This is a genomic window from Citrobacter sp. Cpo065, assembly GCF_030332805.1.
In the GTDB taxonomy this organism is placed as follows: domain Bacteria; phylum Pseudomonadota; class Gammaproteobacteria; order Enterobacterales; family Enterobacteriaceae; genus Citrobacter; species Citrobacter portucalensis.
On the sequence record NZ_JAOWHC010000024.1, the window covers coordinates 1 to 14,869 of the forward strand.

A 14,869-nucleotide genomic window follows, 5' to 3' on the forward strand; every position below is an offset into this window, starting at 1 on the left:
AATAAATATCCTCCGGCATAGCCGGAGGTTTTTCTGATGCGCCTATAAGGCTCTGTTACCAGCCGCGCCCTAACAGGCGCATACGATCTGACATTTGCATCAGACTTCGTTACTTACGGCCCGTAAACGGGCTACCCGGATAAGGGATCGATAACTGCTCGCCCATTTTATCCTCTGCAAGCTGGTGCTTTATGTATTCCTGTATCCTTGCTGTGTTCTTACCCACCGTATCTACGTAATACCCACGACACCAGAACTCCCTGTTCCTGTATTTAAACTTCATATCACCAAACTGCTCATACAACATCAGACTGCTTTTACCTTTCAGATAACCCATAAAACCGGATACGCTCATTTTGGGCGGGATTTCCACAAGCATATGGATATGATCTGCACAGCATTCCGCTTCCAGGATCCGCACGTTTTTCCACTCACACAGCTTTCTTAAGATGCTGCCTATCGCCCTACGTTTCTCCCCGTAGAATGCTTGTCTTCGGTATTTGGGCGCAAAAACTATGTGATATTTACAGTTCCATCGGGTGTGCGCTAAGCTCTTTTCGTCCCCCATTGGGACCCCCTTTTGATTTCTTGTTTAACCCTTGCAGTTGCCAGACCGCAAGGTGTTTTAACAAATCAAAAGGGGTTTTAATAACTGGCCCAAAGCTGAAAGCTTTCCGGAACCTCCAGCCTAGCTGGGGGTTTTCTGTGCACAAAAAAAGCCCCTCGCGAAGAGGGGCTTGATGACTATTGAGCGAATTAACCGAGCTGTTTACGCGCGTTGCGGAAAATACGCATCCATGGGCTATCCTCGCCCCAGTTTTCCGGGTGCCAGGAGTTGCTCACGGTACGGAACACACGTTCCGGGTGCGGCATCATAATGGTGACGCGACCATTTTCAGTGGTCACTGCAGTAATGCCGTTCGGCGAACCGTTCGGGTTAGCCGGATAGGTCTCGGTCACCTTACCGAAGTTATCAACGTAGCGCAGCGCCACCAGACCTTTGCTCTCAAGCTGAGCCAGATGCGCACCGTCACGCACTTCCACACGACCTTCACCGTGAGAAACGGCAATCGGCATCATCGAACCCACCATATCGGCAAGCAGTAAAGACGGGCTTTGCGTCACTTCGACCAGACTGAAGCGGGCTTCAAAGCGGTCGGAATGGTTACGCACAAAGCGCGGCCACAGGTCGCTTCCTGGGATCAGCTCACGCAGGTTAGACATCATCTGACAACCGTTACACACGCCGAGTGCCAGCGTTTGCGGGCGATGGAAGAAGGTTTCGAACTCATCACGGACGCGGTTGTTGAACAGAATCGACTTCGCCCAACCTTCACCAGCGCCAAGCACATCGCCGTAAGAGAAGCCGCCGCAGGCCACCAGTGCCTGGAAGTTACCCAGGCCGATACGTCCGCCCAGCAGGTCGCTCATGTGCACATCGATGGCGTCAAAACCCGCACGGTGGAAGGCAGCTGCCATTTCAACGTGGGAGTTCACACCCTGCTCGCGCAGTACGGCCACTTTGGGACGTGCACCGGTGGCGATGTACGGAGCGGCAACATCTTCGTTGATATCAAACGACAGTTTAACGTTGAGACCGGGGTCCGCATCGTTGGTTTTAGCGTCGTGTTCCTGATCGGCGCATTCCGGGTTGTCACGCAGGCGCTGCATCTGCCAGGTAGTTTCCGCCCACCACATACGCAGGGTAGTACGGCTTTCGCTAAACACCGGCTGGCCGTTAGCGGTCAGGGTGAAGCGGTCACCTTCAACGGCTTTACCGAGGAAGTGTACGCAGTCTGCCAGGCCGTGGGTAGCCAGAATCGCTTCCACCGCCTCACGCTCAGCAGCACGAACCTGAATCACCGCACCCAGTTCTTCGTTAAACAGCGCCGCCAGACGATCTTCACCCAGAGAGTGGATATCAGCGTCAATACCGCAGTGACCGGCGAAGGCCATTTCCGCCAGCGTAACCAGCAGACCGCCGTCAGAACGGTCATGGTAGGCCAGCAGCTTACGCGCAGCGACCAGCGCCTGAATCGCATCGTAGAAGCCTTTCAGTTGCTCAACGTTACGCACGTCGGCAGGCTTATCGCCCAGTTGACGGTAAACCTGCGCCAGCGACGTAGCGCCCAGCGCATTGTGACCAAGACCGAGGTCAATCAGCAGCAGGGCGTTGTCTTCAGTAGACAGCTGTGGGGTAATGGTGTGGCGCACATCTTCTACGCGGGCAAAGGCGGTGATCACCAGCGACAGCGGCGAGGTCATTTCACGCTGCTCGTTACCTTCCTGCCAGCGGGTTTTCATCGACATAGAGTCTTTGCCCACTGGAATGGTCAGGCCGAGCGCCGGGCATAGCTCTTCCCCAACGGCTTTTACTGCTTCGTACAGGCCAGCATCTTCACCAGGGTGACCCGCAGCCGCCATCCAGTTTGCCGACAGCTTAATACGTTTGATGTCGCCAATCTGCGTTGCCGCAATGTTGGTCAGCGCTTCACCGACCGCCAGACGCGCAGAGGCAGAGAAGTCCAATAGCGCAACCGGCGCGCGTTCGCCGATAGACATTGCTTCGCCGTAGTAGCTATCGAGGCTGGCGGTAGTGACCGCGCAGTTAGCGACCGGGATCTGCCACGGACCAACCATCTGGTCACGCGCCACCATGCCGGTAACGGTACGGTCACCGATGGTCACGAGGAACGTTTTCTCCGCGACAGTCGGCAGATGCAGCACGCGGTTAACCGCATCTGCAATCGAGATTTCACCACGATTCAGGGCATCGCCTTTGGCTTTCAGCGTCTGCACATCGCGGGTCATTTTCGGTGTTTTACCCAGCAGCACATCAAGAGGCATGTCGATCGGCTGGTTGTCGAAGTGGCTGTCGCTCAAGGTCAGATGCTGTTCTTCGGTAGCTTCACCAATCACCGCATACGGCGCGCGCTCACGCTTACACAGTTCATCAAACAGCGGTAATTGATCGGCAGCAACCGCCAGCACGTAGCGCTCCTGGGATTCGTTGCACCAGATTTCCAGCGGGCTCATACCCGGCTCGTCGCTGAGGATATCGCGCAGCTGGAACTTACCGCCGCGACCACCATCGCTTACCAGCTCCGGCATAGCGTTAGACAGTCCACCCGCGCCAACGTCATGGATAAACAGAATCGGGTTCGCATCACCCATCTGCCAGCAACGGTCGATAACTTCCTGGCAACGACGTTCCATTTCCGGGTTGTCACGCTGTACGGAAGCGAAATCAAGATCGGCATCAGACTGGCCGGAAGCCATAGAGGAGGCTGCCCCGCCGCCAAGACCGATGTTCATTGCCGGGCCGCCGAGGACGATAAGCTTAGCGCCAACGACGATCTCGCCCTTCTGCACGTGATCGGCACGGATGTTACCGATCCCGCCTGCCAGCATGATCGGTTTATGGTAACCGCGCAGCTCTTCGCCGTTATGGCTGTTGACCTTTTCTTCATAGGTACGGAAGTAGCCGGTCAGCGCCGGACGACCAAATTCGTTGTTAAACGCCGCGCCGCCCAGCGGGCCTTCGGTCATGATATCAAGCGCGGTAACAATACGGTCCGGCTTACCGAAGTCTTCTTCCCACGGCTGTTCAAAGCCAGGAATACGCAGGTTGGAAACGGAGAAACCCACCAGCCCGGCTTTCGGTTTTGCACCGCGACCTGTTGCGCCCTCGTCGCGGATTTCGCCGCCGGAGCCGGTTGCAGCACCTGGCCACGGAGAGATAGCCGTCGGGTGGTTGTGAGTTTCAACCTTCATCAGGATGTGGGCTGGTTCCTGATGGAAATCGTAGCGGCCGGTTTTGTGATCGGCAAAATAGCGGCCCACTTCAGAGCCTTCCATTACCGCAGCGTTGTCTTTATAGGCAGACAGCACGTGGTCCGGCGTGGTTTCGAAGGTATTCTTGATCATCTTGAACAGCGACTTCGGCTGCTGTTTACCATCGATAACCCAGTCGGCGTTAAAAATCTTGTGGCGGCAGTGCTCAGAGTTGGCCTGCGCAAACATGTATAGTTCAATATCGTTCGGGTTACGTCCCAGTTTGGTGAACGCATCCTGCAGATAGTCAATTTCGTCTTCCGCCAGCGCCAGACCCAGGCGCAGGTTAGCGTCGATCAGCGCCTGACGCCCCTCACCCAGTAGATCAACGCTGGAGACCGGCGCCGGTTGGTGATGGGCAAACAGTTTTTCGGCATCGTTCAGCGCAGAGAAAACCGTTTCCATCATGCGGTCGTGCAGTTCGTCGGCCACCATCTGCCATTGCTCAGCGGTCAGCGTAGAGGCTTCTACATACCAGGCAATGCCACGTTCCAGGCGGCTAATCTGGTGCAGACCGCAGTTGTGGGCAATATCAGTCGCTTTAGAAGACCACGGGGAGATGGTGCCTGGGCGAGGCGTAACCAGCAGCAGTTTGCCTTCCGGGGCGTGGCTTTGCAGAGCAGGACCATATTTCAGCAGGCGTGCAAGCTGCGCGTGCTCATCTTCATTTAACGGTGCATTCAGATCGGCAAAATGGACGTACTCGGCGTAAATGTTGTGGACCTGGAGGTTGGCAGCCTGAAAACGTGCCAGCAGTTTGTTAATACGGAATGCAGACAGTGCAGGTGAACCACGCAGAATTTCCATCATAAGTCTCTCGTCTTCTAAGCTTTCGGTGTGCCCAAGTGGGGGAAACGGGCGTCATTATAAAGAATCTACCGCGCCGACGAAACCGTTTGCGTCGAAATAAAATCACGACCGTCACTTATCATCAAATGCGGTCAGATTTCTGAATAAGTTGCCAACTGACGCAAGTTTAAGCAAAATGCCGTTCATTAATGACGACTTCACTTCTTAATCAACACCACAGCAGACAGAGACAACGTACGGTTCAGAGAATTAACTAATTGAAAAAATTAAAGATTAATTATCTGTTCATCGGCATATTGACGCTGTTGTTGGCAGCGGCCCTTTGGCCATCTATCCCCTGGTTCGGTAAAGCCGAAAATCGTATCGCCGCCATTCAGTCGCGTGGAGAGCTGCGCGTCAGTACCATTGATTCGCCATTAACTTACGCGACCCTCAACGGCAAAAAATTCGGTCTGGATTATGAACTGGCCCAGGAATTTGCCGACTACTTAGGCGTGAAGTTAAAAGTTACCGTACGCCAGAACATCAGCCAGCTTTTTGACGACCTGGATAACGGCAATGCCGACCTGCTAGCCGCAGGCCTGGTCTATAACAGCGAGCGGGTTAAAAATTACCAGCCCGGCCCGACCTATTATTCGGTTTCACAACAGCTGGTGTACCGGGTTGGGCAATACCGTCCGCGCACGCTTGCCACGGTGAACGAAAACCAACTGACTATCGCCCCGGGGCACGTGGTGGTTAATGACCTCCAGCAGCTAAAAGAGAAAAAATTTCCCGATCTGAGCTGGAAAGTCGATGACAAAAAGGGCACCACCGAACTGCTTGATGATGTAATCGCCGGAAAGCTGGATTACACCATTGCCGATTCTGTTGCCATCAGCTTATATCAACGCGTGCATCCTGAGCTGGCCGTAGCGCTCGACGTCTCTGACGAACAACCGGTGACATGGTTTAGTCGGCTGGACGATGACAACACGCTGTCTGCCGCCCTACTGGATTTCTTCAACACCATGAATGAAGACGGTTCTCTGGCACGGCTGGAAGAGAAATATCTCGGGCATGGCGATGATTTTGACTATGTTGATACCCGCTCCTTTTTACGCGCCGTAGACAGCGTGTTGCCGGACCTCAAGCCGCTGTTTGAGAAATATGCGCAAGAGATAGACTGGCGACTGCTGGCCGCTATCTCGTATCAGGAATCACACTGGGACGCGCAGGCCACCTCTCCAACCGGCGTACGCGGACTGATGATGCTGACCAAAAATACTGCTCAAAGTCTCGGGCTGACCGACCGTACCGATGCCGAACAGAGTATCAGCGGCGGCGCGCGATACTTGCAGGATATGATGAGTAAAGTACCGGATACCGTCCCCGAAGGAGAACGCATCTGGTTTGCCCTTGCAGCCTATAACATGGGTTATGCACACATGCTGGATGCGCGGGCGCTGACGGTGAAAACCAAAGGCAATCCGAACAGTTGGTCCGACGTAAAACAGCGATTACCGTTGCTCAGCCAAAAGCCGTATTACAATAAGCTGACCTATGGCTATGCACGTGGCCACGAAGCTTACGCCTATGTGGAAAATATCCGTAAGTACCAAATTAGCCTGGTGGGATATCTGCAAGAGAAAGAAAAACAGGCGCTAGAAACGCAGCAACTGGCGCAGGATTACCCGACGGTGACGCCCGCAGAGCTATTAGGTAAAGAGAAATTCCCGCTTTCGGCGTTTCTGTCTCAAACGTCGTCAAACTACCTGACGCACTCCCCTTCCCTGCTGTTTTCACCGCATAAAAAAGAGGAGAAGTAGTCTTGTACGCCTGATAAGCACACTGCCGTCAGGCTGAGAGTTACTGATTAGCGGATTTTTTCAGGGCTTTGATTTCCTGCCGGCGCATGCGGAAGAAATCACTGAGTAACGTGGCACATTCATCCCGCAGCACCCCCTCTGTCACTTCAACCCGATGATTCATTCCAGGGTGATGCAGTACATCCATTAATGACCCGGCAGCGCCCGTTTTCGCATCGCGCGCGCCAAAAACGACCCGACCGATACGGCTGTGCACCATCGCGCCAGCGCACATCACGCACGGTTCCAGCGTGACGTACAGCGTGGCATCTAACAGACGGTAGTTTTGCAGCACCAGGCCGCCCTGACGCAGCGCCATAATCTCAGCGTGGGCAGTCGGATCATGATGTCCAATAGGGCGGTTCCAGCCTTCGCCAATCACTCGGTTGTGATGTACCAATACCGCACCCACCGGGACTTCACGCTCATCCCAGGCGCGCTTAGCCAGCGTTAAAGCATGACGCATCCAGTATTCGTGGCTAAATTCAACATCTGACAAAGGGGTAACTCCAGTAATCAAAGCGGGCGCATTATACACGTCATACTTCAAATTGCATGTGCGTTAGCTATTCGAGTTGCTGAAGCTCTCCGCGCGGCGTGACGCGCCAGCGATGCTGGCAAAAAGAGAGCAGCGGATTGTCCTGATTACTGTCACTATAGCCACTGTAAAGCTGTAGCGGCGCGCCAATGTGGCGTTCCAGTTGTGTCACTTTCTCATGGCCCAGACAGCGCAAAGTCAGTACCCAACCGCCGTATCCCCGCGCCATTTTGCTGGCGATCAGATTGACTCGCGGTAGCCATGGAGTATCAAAGTAAACCTGCTCGACAAGTGACTGCGGAGAGCCGGTAATAAGCCAGATATCAGCGTCAGAGCTTAACAGGTAGGTTGTCAGCCGCTGCTGCACGAGCGGAAACGCCGTCACGTTACTGCGAAACCAGCGCACAAAGTCGGCCTGATGCGCTTTCAGACGCGCCTCGCTGCGGCCAAAAGTGCATCCCCATAACAGCAGGCTCATTGGCCAGCGGGCGGCACGTCCCTTTATCAGCAACGCCAGCGCAATCACCGGTAACAGAGGCAGCACAAGCAACGCATTCAGCGGCTGGCGACGCAGCAGATAACGAATAAAACTACCGAACATATCCTGCTGGTGTAACGTGCCATCCAAATCAAAAAAGACAACGCGGCGCTGGTGATTGGTCAAACCTTATTCCTCTGGATCAGTGAATCCCAATAGCCAGGTAAACAGGAACCCGGCGATAACTGCTACCAGATAGCCTAACAGATAGAACATCACTTTTCCGGCAACAATCGTCAGTGCCAGCGGTAACCCGGAGATGCCAAAGGTGATGACCGTCGCCACCTTCCAGTAGCTAATCAGCGCCCCACCTACCGCGCCGCCAAGACAGGCACCGATAAACGGCTTACCCAACGGCAGCGTTACGCCAAAAATCAACGGCTCGCCAATCCCCAGCAGTCCGACCGGTAGCGCCCCTTTGATCACTTTCTTTAGCCGCGCATTACGAGTTTTCATCAGAACCGCGATCGCAGCACCTATTTGCCCAACGCCCGCCATCGCCAGGATCGGAAAAAGCGCGTTATAACCGTGTGCCTGAACCAGCTCAACGTGGATGGGCACCAATCCCTGATGAAGTCCGGTGAGCACCAACGGCAGAAAGGTTCCTGCCAGCACGGCACCGACCAGAAAACCGCCGCGATCGATAGCCCAGGATGCGCCGTGAGCGATAGATTCAGAAATCCATCCGCCAAGCGGTTGCAGCGCCACAATAGCGATTACGCCGGTAATAATGGTGGTCAGCAGCGGGTTAAGGATAAGCTCCAGTGATTCCGGCAACAGCGTGCGGAATTTGCGTTCGATCCAGCACATCAGCGCAACCACCAACAATACCGCGATCACCCCGCCACGCCCCGGCTGCAACGCTTCGCCAAACAGGGTAATTTGCGCCAGCTGAGGGCTGGAAAGGATCCCCGCCATCACCCCGCCCATTGCCAGGGAGCCACCGAAAACTTTGGCGGTATTCACCCCGACCAGAATATTCATAATGGCAAACACGGCGCTGCCAAATATGCCCATCAACCCCAGCATATTTGGATAGTGGGTCGCAAAATCCCCCACGATATCCGGGCGCTTAAGGATGTTAATAATGCCGGTAATCAAACCGGAGGCGATAAACGCCGGAATAAGAGGTATAAAGACGTTCGCCAGCTTGCGCAGCGCATCGCTCATCGGCGCTTTGTACTTCGCTTTGGCCTCTGACTTGGTGCGCTCAATATCATTGGCACCTGCTCGCTCGCCGCGATCGGCAATCAGGGAACGCATGGCATCCACCACTTTGGCAGCTTTACCGGGGCCGACAATAATCTGGTGCTGTGCGCCCTGCTTCACGTAGCCGCTAACGCCGGGCAGTTGCCTGAGGCGGGGAATATCGATCTGCCCGTCATCCTGAACTTCCACCCTGACACGGGTCATACAGTTTTCCAGACGCAGAATATTGTTCTCTCCGCCAACGCCCAGCAGGATGTCGCTGGCCAGCAACGCCGTCTTATCCATATACACCTCTTAGTGTTCTAACGCCGCGCGTAAAAAACCCTGGTGAGCGGCAAGCTTTTCACGGGCGGCAGCGGCATCCAGGCCGGTGAGCGCCATTAAAATAGCTGGCTTAACATCATAATCCGTCTGCTTCAGCAGCGTTTCAGCTTGAGCCCGCGCAATACCGGTGGCTTCAACCACCATACGGCACGCCCGATCGACCAGTTTGACGTTGGTTGCCTGCATATCCACCATCAGGTTCTGGTACACCTTGCCAAATTTCACCATCGCGCCGGTGGAGATCATATTGAGCACCAGCTTTTGCGCGGTGCCGGATTTCAGTCGTGTTGACCCGGTCAGCGCCTCAGGCCCTACTACCGGAGAAATAGCAATATCCGCTTCATGCGCGATAGGGGAATCCGGATTGCAAGAAATAGCCGCCGTTGTACAGCCCACCGAACGCGCATATTTCAACCCGCCAATTACATACGGCGTGCGACCAGAAGCTGCCAGCCCCACCACCAGATCCTGTGCGGTAAGATTGAGCCCACGCAGATCGTCTTCGCCTAGCTGCGGGTTGTCTTCTGCGCCTTCTACTGCCTTCAGCAAAGCGCCCGGTCCCCCGGCAATCAGCCCAACCACCAGACCGTGCGGGACGCCGAAGGTCGGCGGGCATTCAGACGCGTCCAGCACCCCAAGACGCCCGCTGGTACCTGCTCCCATGTAAATAATGCGTCCACCGGCTTTTAGCGCGTCAGCTGCCGCATCGACCGCACGCGCAACTTCGGGAAGAGTTGCTTTTACTGCTTCAGCTACCAGCGTATCCTGTTGATTAAAACGATGAACCAACTCCAGAGTGGAGAGCGCATCCAGATCCATGGTCTGAGGATTGCGGGTTTCTGAAACTAACGCACCGAGATTCATTTTTTGTTCCTTAGGAATTTTTAATTCATAATAATCTGTCATAATGGAATATTATATTCACTAAGGCGAGTGATATTTTGTTTTGTAATCGCCATCACATTTTCGCCAGGAGAAAGCATGAACTGTTTAATTCGCATTCGTCAGCGTTATCCGGATCTCGCGCAAAGCGATAAAAAACTTGCGGATTATCTTCTTGCTCAGCCGGATACTGCGCGTCATCTCAGTTCACAACAGCTGGCCTTTGAAGCGGGCGTCAGCCAGTCCAGCGTGGTGAAATTCGCGCAAAAGATGGGCTTTAAAGGATTCCCGGCACTCAAACTGGCGATTAGCGAAGCATTGGCCAGCAATCCCAACCCCCATTCCATTCCGGTACATAATCAGATTCGCGGTGACGACCCGATGCGAATGGTAGGCGAGAAACTGATTAAGGAGAACGTGGCGGCGATGCATGCGACGCTGGACGTCAACAGCGAAGAGAAACTGATGGAGAGCGTCACGATGCTGCGTTCAGCCCGCCGCATTATCGTGACAGGGATTGGCGCATCGGGTCTGGTAGCGCAGAATTTTGCCTGGAAGCTGCTGAAGATTGGTTTTAACGCGGTGGTGGAACGCGATATGCACGCCCTACTGGCGACGGTGCAGGCGCTTTCGCCCAACGATCTACTGCTGGCCATTTCGTATACCGGAGAGCGTCGCGAGCTCAACCTGGCTGCGGATGAAACGTTGCGCACCGGCGCGAAAATCCTCGCCATCACCGGATTTACACCGAACGCACTGCAGCAACGGGCAAGTCATTGTCTGTACACCATTGCCGAGGAGCAGGCCACGCGCAGCGCAGCGATTTCCTCCACCCATGCGCAAATGATGCTCACTGATTTACTGTTTATGGCGCTGGTACAGCAGGATCTGGAGCATGCCCCGGAACGTATTCGCCACAGTGAGGCACTGGTAAAAAAACTGGTCTGAGCAAAGAATGCGCGTATAATGCCCGCCCGATTTGTGATGTTTTGAGAGTTTCCTGATGGCCCTGTTAATCACTAAAAAGTGTATCAATTGCGATATGTGCGAGCCCGAATGCCCGAATGAGGCGATTTCGATGGGTGATAGCATTTACGAGATTAACAGCGACAAGTGTACGGAATGCGTAGGCCATTACGACACGCCAACCTGCCAGAAGGTGTGCCCGATCCCCAATACTATTTTGAAAGATCCGGCGCATGTCGAAACAGAAGAGCAGCTGTGGGATAAGTTTGTGCTGATGCACCACGCCGATAAACTTTAGCCGCGTCGCCATCTGGCGATGAAGCCCCTACCCTGCCCCTGCAACAAACGCATAACCCGTAGGCCGGATAAGACGCTACGCGTCGCCATCCGGCATCGTCCTGAATCTAACTTTCGATAATCACCGTGGCGCAGGCGTAGTGACGCTCATCGGCCAGCGTCACATGCATGTGCGCAACGCCGAGTTTTTCCGCCAGTTTTAACGCCTCTCCCCATAATCGCAGACGCGGCTTACCGAGTTCGTCGTTAAAGACTTCAAACTGATTAAACGCCAGCCCATTGCGAATACCCGTGCCAAAGGCTTTTGCTGCCGCCTCTTTGACTGCAAAACGCTTCGCCAGAAAACGCACCGGCTGCTGATGCGTTTCCCAGATTGCCCATTCGTTGTCGCTGAGCACACGTCTTGCCAGGCGGTCGCCGGAACGGGAGATCACCGCTTCGATGCGGGCAATCTCCACGATATCCGTACCTAATCCCAGAATCGCCATTAGCCACGCGCTTCCAGCATCAGGCGCTTCATTTCGACTACGGCCTCTTTCAGGCCGCTCATCACCGCACGTCCAATAATGGCATGGCCAATGTTCAGCTCGTGCATTTCCGGGATCCGCGCGATAGCTTTAACGTTGTGATACGTCAGACCGTGACCCGCATTCACCTTCAGGCCAAGACTTGCAGCATAGGTTGCCGCTTTGGCGATACGCGCCAGTTCGCTGGCCTGTTCTGCGTCGGTTTTCGCATCGGCGTAACAGCCGGTGTGAATCTCAATAAACGGTGCGCCAACTTCCGCAGCGGCCTTAATCTGTTCTTCATCGGCATCGATAAACAGCGAAACCAGAATGCCTGCGTCCGCCAGGCGTTTGCAGGCATCGCGCATCTTGTCACGCTGACCGGCGACGTCCAGCCCACCTTCAGTGGTAACTTCCTGACGTTTTTCCGGCACCAGGCAGCAAAAATGCGGCTTAGTCTCAACGGCAATCGACAGCATCTCTTCGGTGACTGCCATTTCCAGATTCATGCGCGTATCCAGCGTCTGGCGCAAAATACGTACGTCACGGTCGGTGATATGACGACGGTCTTCACGCAGGTGTACGGTAATACCGTCCGCGCCCGCCTGTTCAACGATAAACGCTGCCTGAACCGGGTCCGGATATGCGGTACCGCGTGCATTACGTAAAGTGGCAATGTGGTCAATGTTGACGCCTAACAGTAATTCGGCCATGACAATCCTCGTTTTTTATTTTCGCTTCGGCATAAACTGCCGGAATAATTCGCGGCTCTTTAAGGGCTTACCACCAAGATACGGCTTTAACGCCATGCGGGTAAAGCGTTTCGCGGCGCGAAGCGTATCAGCATCCGGAAATTCCCGCGATTCGAGTGCTTTCAGATGGCGTCCGGTAAAGGTGGCGTTATCAATCACTACGCTTGCGATAAACCCTTTTTCTTCCCTGTAGCGATAGGTCATGGTGTCGTCTACCGGCTCGCCGCTGCCCGCACAGTGGGTAAAATCGACGCCATACCCCAGATGACCAAGTAAGGCTAGCTCAAAGCGACGCAACGCAGGTTCTGGCGAACCCGTCGCGCCAGCCAGCGCCTGAATGCAGTTCAGGTAATCGAAAAAGAGTGCAGAAAAGCGGGTTTCGTATTCGAGTACGCGCGAGATAAGCTCGTTAATATACAAGCCGCTGTACAGCGTGATTCCGCTAAGGGGGAGTGCCAGAGAAACGGCTTCGGCGCTGCGCAAGGTTTTGACCTCGCCACGTCCACCAAAGCGAAGCAACAACGGGGTAAAAGGCTGGAGTGCGCCTTTAAGATTGGAGCGTTTGGAACGTGCGCCTTTAGCCACAAGGCGCACGCGACCCGACTCTTCCGTGAAGACGTCCAGCACGAGACTGGTTTCGCTCCAGGGGCGACTATGCAGGACAAAAGCGCGTTGCCATCCTTCCATATACTCGCCGTGTTTCAGAGGATGTGTTTAGACGTCGTCGCCGTAACCGAGGCTACGCAGCGCGCGTTCGTCATCGGCCCAGCCGGATTTCACTTTCACCCACAGTTCGAGGTGAACGGGCGCTTCGAACATCTCCTGCATGTCTTTACGCGCTTCGATGCCGATGGTTTTAATCTTGGCCCCTTTGTTGCCAATAACCATCTTCTTCTGCCCTTCACGTTCGACGAGGATCAGGCCGTTAATGTCGTAGCCACCGCGTTCGTTAGAGATAAAACGCTCAATCTCCACGGTAACGGAGTACGGCAGTTCAGCACCCAGAAAACGCATCAGCTTTTCACGGATGATTTCAGAGGCCATAAAGCGCTGAGAACGGTCGGTAATGTAATCTTCCGGGAAGTGATGAATAGCTTCCGGCAAATGCTTACGCACGATGCCCGCTACGGTATCGACATTCAAGCCGGTTTCGGCAGAAATCGGTACGATATCAAGGAAGTTCATCTGGCTTGCCAGGAACTGCAGGTGCGGCAGCAGATCGGCTTTTTCCTGAACGTTGTCGACTTTGTTGACGGCCAGAATAACCGGGGCTTTGCCATCACGCAGCTTGTTGAGCACCATTTCGTCGTCCGGCGTCCAGCGGGTGCCTTCGACAACGAAAATAACCAGTTCAACATCACCGATCGAGCTGCTCGCCGCTTTGTTCATCAAGCGGTTAATAGCCCGTTTTTCTTCCATATGCAGACCCGGGGTATCAACATAAATCGCCTGATACGCGCCTTCGGTATGGATGCCAACAATACGGTGACGTGTTGTCTGAGCCTTACGTGAGGTAATAGAAATCTTCTGCCCAAGCAGATTATTCAACAGGGTGGATTTGCCGACGTTCGGGCGACCGACGATAGCAATAAATCCGCAGTAAGTTTTCTCTTCGCTCATTCCAGCTCCAGTTTTTTCAACGCCTGTTCGGCGGCAGCCTGCTCAGCCTTACGACGGCTCGAACCTGTGCCAACCACCGGTTCACTCAGGCCGCTGACCTGGCAGTGGATAGTAAATTCTTGATCGTGTGCTTCACCACGGACCTGCACCACCAAATAAGACGGCAGAGGCAGGTGGCGACCCTGCAAATATTCCTGCAGGCGCGTTTTCGGATCTTTTTGTTTGTCGCCTGGGCTAATTTCATCCAGACGAGTTTGATACCAGTTCAGGATCAATTGCTCAACGGTTTGAATATCGCTGTCGAGGAAGACGCCGCCGATCAAAGCTTCAACGGTATCCGCCAGGATTGATTCACGACGGAAGCCGCCGCTTTTCAGCTCACCTGGCCCCAAACGTAAACATTCACCGAGGTCAAACTCACGGGCTAATTCAGCCAGCGTATTGCCGCGAACCAGCGTCGCGCGCATGCGGCTCATATCACCTTCATCCACACGCGGGAAACGGTGATACAGCGCATTAGCGATAACAAAGCTCAAAATAGAGTCGCCTAAAAATTCTAAACGCTCGTTATGTTTGCTGCTGGCGCTCCGGTGAGTTAATGCCTGCTGCAACAGCTCCTGATGATTAAAAGTGTAGCCCAGCTTCCGTTGAAGCCGATTAATTACGATGGGGTTCATGCGATACCAATAAATGAATGCGTCAACAATTCAGCACACGAAACAGACCTGATATACGCACTTCGCTGA

General features: G+C 54.3%; 14 protein-coding genes. 3 read left to right on the forward strand and 11 right to left on the reverse strand.

The window, feature by feature from the left end; translation table 11 throughout:
• Positions 1–109: 109 nt before the first annotated feature.
• Together tnpA and purL are read right to left on the reverse strand one after the other, a co-directional pair.
• The gene (gene tnpA, locus OGY68_RS05405) at positions 110–568 is read right to left on the reverse strand and encodes an IS200/IS605 family transposase (RefSeq protein WP_057069660.1); all 459 of its coding nucleotides are present in this window, start codon (positions 566–568) and stop codon (positions 110–112) included.
• 188 nt (positions 569–756) lie between these two features.
• Complete coding sequence (gene purL / locus OGY68_RS05410) at positions 757–4,644, reverse strand: phosphoribosylformylglycinamidine synthase (RefSeq protein ID WP_032944251.1); 3,888 nt, start codon at positions 4,642–4,644, stop codon at positions 757–759.
• Between the two features lie 257 nt (positions 4,645–4,901).
• Between purL and mltF the strand changes: the two genes are divergently transcribed.
• On the forward strand, positions 4,902–6,452 hold the full coding sequence (mltF, locus tag OGY68_RS05415) for a membrane-bound lytic murein transglycosylase MltF (protein WP_008785489.1): 1,551 nt from the start codon (positions 4,902–4,904) through the stop codon (positions 6,450–6,452).
• A gap of 40 nt (positions 6,453–6,492) precedes the next feature.
• Here the strand turns inward: mltF and tadA are convergent, their stop codons facing one another.
• The 4 genes from tadA to murQ are packed head-to-tail and all read right to left on the reverse strand — an operon-like array spanning position 6,493 to position 9,964.
• Positions 6,493–7,029 carry a tRNA adenosine(34) deaminase TadA gene (gene tadA, locus OGY68_RS05420; RefSeq protein WP_071941323.1) on the reverse strand — a complete coding sequence of 179 codons (537 nt, stop codon included), beginning with the start codon at positions 7,027–7,029 and terminating at the stop codon, positions 6,493–6,495.
• A gap of 28 nt (positions 7,030–7,057) precedes the next feature.
• On the reverse strand, positions 7,058–7,693 hold the full coding sequence (gene yfhb, locus OGY68_RS05425) for a phosphatidylglycerophosphatase C (protein WP_048234700.1): 636 nt from the start codon (positions 7,691–7,693) through the stop codon (positions 7,058–7,060).
• 3 nt (positions 7,694–7,696) lie between these two features.
• On the reverse strand, positions 7,697–9,061 hold the full coding sequence (locus OGY68_RS05430) for a PTS transporter subunit EIIC (protein WP_057066712.1): 1,365 nt from the start codon (positions 9,059–9,061) through the stop codon (positions 7,697–7,699).
• A gap of 9 nt (positions 9,062–9,070) precedes the next feature.
• On the reverse strand, positions 9,071–9,964 hold the full coding sequence (murQ, locus tag OGY68_RS05435) for an N-acetylmuramic acid 6-phosphate etherase (RefSeq protein ID WP_032944255.1): 894 nt from the start codon (positions 9,962–9,964) through the stop codon (positions 9,071–9,073).
• Between the two features lie 117 nt (positions 9,965–10,081).
• On the opposite strand from murQ, the gene OGY68_RS05440 reads away from it, so the two are divergent.
• Together OGY68_RS05440 and OGY68_RS05445 are read left to right on the forward strand one after the other, a co-directional pair.
• Positions 10,082–10,930, forward strand: a complete 849-nt coding sequence (locus OGY68_RS05440; protein ID WP_032944256.1) for a MurR/RpiR family transcriptional regulator — start codon at positions 10,082–10,084, stop codon at positions 10,928–10,930.
• A 55-nt stretch (positions 10,931–10,985) separates the two neighbouring features.
• Positions 10,986–11,246 (forward strand): YfhL family 4Fe-4S dicluster ferredoxin, encoded by a 261-nt coding sequence (locus tag OGY68_RS05445; protein WP_003037590.1) that lies wholly within the window; start codon positions 10,986–10,988, stop codon positions 11,244–11,246.
• Between the two features lie 106 nt (positions 11,247–11,352).
• Here OGY68_RS05445 and acpS read toward each other — a convergent pair whose 3' ends face one another.
• Genes acpS through rnc form a run of 5 tightly spaced genes read right to left on the reverse strand, consistent with a single transcriptional unit; the run spans position 11,353 to position 14,800 of the window.
• Positions 11,353–11,733 carry a holo-ACP synthase gene (gene acpS, locus OGY68_RS05450; RefSeq protein WP_003037588.1) on the reverse strand — a complete coding sequence of 127 codons (381 nt, stop codon included), beginning with the start codon at positions 11,731–11,733 and terminating at the stop codon, positions 11,353–11,355.
• The gene (gene pdxJ, locus OGY68_RS05455; RefSeq protein WP_008785494.1) at positions 11,733–12,464 is read right to left on the reverse strand and encodes a pyridoxine 5'-phosphate synthase; all 732 of its coding nucleotides are present in this window, start codon (positions 12,462–12,464) and stop codon (positions 11,733–11,735) included. Before pdxJ ends, acpS begins: the two co-directional genes overlap by 1 nt.
• A gap of 15 nt (positions 12,465–12,479) precedes the next feature.
• On the reverse strand, positions 12,480–13,190 hold the full coding sequence (gene recO / locus OGY68_RS05460) for a DNA repair protein RecO (RefSeq protein ID WP_008785495.1): 711 nt from the start codon (positions 13,188–13,190) through the stop codon (positions 12,480–12,482).
• 27 nt (positions 13,191–13,217) lie between these two features.
• Positions 13,218–14,123 (reverse strand): GTPase Era, encoded by a 906-nt coding sequence (gene era, locus OGY68_RS05465; RefSeq protein ID WP_003037581.1) that lies wholly within the window; start codon positions 14,121–14,123, stop codon positions 13,218–13,220.
• The gene (gene rnc, locus OGY68_RS05470) at positions 14,120–14,800 is read right to left on the reverse strand and encodes a ribonuclease III (protein ID WP_003037579.1); all 681 of its coding nucleotides are present in this window, start codon (positions 14,798–14,800) and stop codon (positions 14,120–14,122) included. Before rnc ends, era begins: the two co-directional genes overlap by 4 nt.
• Positions 14,801–14,869: the final 69 nt, after the last annotated feature.

Bases quoted from the DNA above. Each gene is read 5' to 3' on its own strand.
- tnpA (WP_057069660.1), bottom strand. From the start codon at position 568: ATGGGGGACGAAAAGAGCTTAGCGCACACCCGATGGAACTGTAAATAT.
- purL (WP_032944251.1), bottom strand. From the start codon at position 4,644: ATGATGGAAATTCTGCGTGGTTCACCTGCACTGTCTGCATTCCGTATT.
- OGY68_RS05430 (WP_057066712.1), bottom strand. From the start codon at position 9,061: ATGGATAAGACGGCGTTGCTGGCCAGCGACATCCTGCTGGGCGTTGGC.
- murQ (WP_032944255.1), bottom strand. From the start codon at position 9,964: ATGAATCTCGGTGCGTTAGTTTCAGAAACCCGCAATCCTCAGACCATG.
- OGY68_RS05440 (WP_032944256.1), top strand. From the start codon at position 10,082: ATGAACTGTTTAATTCGCATTCGTCAGCGTTATCCGGATCTCGCGCAA.
- OGY68_RS05445 (WP_003037590.1), top strand. From the start codon at position 10,986: ATGGCCCTGTTAATCACTAAAAAGTGTATCAATTGCGATATGTGCGAG.
- acpS (WP_003037588.1), bottom strand. From the start codon at position 11,733: ATGGCGATTCTGGGATTAGGTACGGATATCGTGGAGATTGCCCGCATC.
- pdxJ (WP_008785494.1), bottom strand. From the start codon at position 12,464: ATGGCCGAATTACTGTTAGGCGTCAACATTGACCACATTGCCACTTTA.
- recO (WP_008785495.1), bottom strand. From the start codon at position 13,190: ATGGAAGGATGGCAACGCGCTTTTGTCCTGCATAGTCGCCCCTGGAGC.
- era (WP_003037581.1), bottom strand. From the start codon at position 14,123: ATGAGCGAAGAGAAAACTTACTGCGGATTTATTGCTATCGTCGGTCGC.
- rnc (WP_003037579.1), bottom strand. From the start codon at position 14,800: ATGAACCCCATCGTAATTAATCGGCTTCAACGGAAGCTGGGCTACACT.